Origin of the sequence: Campylobacter concisus (assembly GCF_902460895.1) — a bacterium.
Classification (GTDB): domain Bacteria; phylum Campylobacterota; class Campylobacteria; order Campylobacterales; family Campylobacteraceae; genus Campylobacter_A; species Campylobacter_A concisus_BC.
The window spans coordinates 1-656 of record NZ_CABPVL010000042.1 but is presented as its reverse complement, the minus strand read 5'-3'; the positions used below and the strand labels follow the sequence as shown (position 1 = coordinate 656).

The 656-nt window shown below is 28.4% G+C and carries 1 protein-coding gene; it reads right to left on the bottom strand.

Annotation, left to right across the window (positions count from 1 at the left end):
* The coding region (locus tag F3G98_RS10680) for a hypothetical protein (RefSeq protein ID WP_188117016.1) at nucleotides 1–656 on the bottom strand (656 nt) is incomplete at both ends.

Here is a 656-nt window from a genome sequence, read left to right as displayed (position 1 = left end):
GATTAAAGTTTAGGTTGTTAAAGAAATTTAAGGTTAACTTATTTGTATTATCAAAAAAATACTTTCCATCTTGAGAAACAAACTTGCCAGTATTATCTTTGTAAAGAGTTACCTCTGTACTTGTAGATGGAACTATAAATTTTATATTGTCGTTTTTATTTGTATTGTAAGGATTATACTTATAGTTAGTTAGTATGATCTTGCTCTCTTCTTTTTTTCCTGATGGATTTAAATTTACACAATCAAGATGTGTCTTATCCGCTAAGATGATGGTAAGTTTTGTATGTTTAGGCTGATATGGTGCTATTGGTTGAGCTGACTTATAAGGAAGTATTAGTAAAATTTCCTCTTTAGACTCTTCTTTAAATTCAGAATTTCTCTCTCGCTCTTCTAATGCCTTGTTTATCTTTGAGATGTTATTGGTGCCATCGGAATTTAAATTTACAACATATATATTTTTAAAATCAAAAACAGTACTTGTTACTTCTTTTATAAGAGAGTGGAATTTATTCAAAAAAGGTGCAACCACATCTTTTATCTTGCTATATGTAAACGAAAAATGGCCGGTAAGATTCCTGCTTGTAGCATCTTTTTTAAAAGAGCTAATATTTTCTTCTGTAAAATTTCTTTTTTCATATGCTTGTATATATTTAATC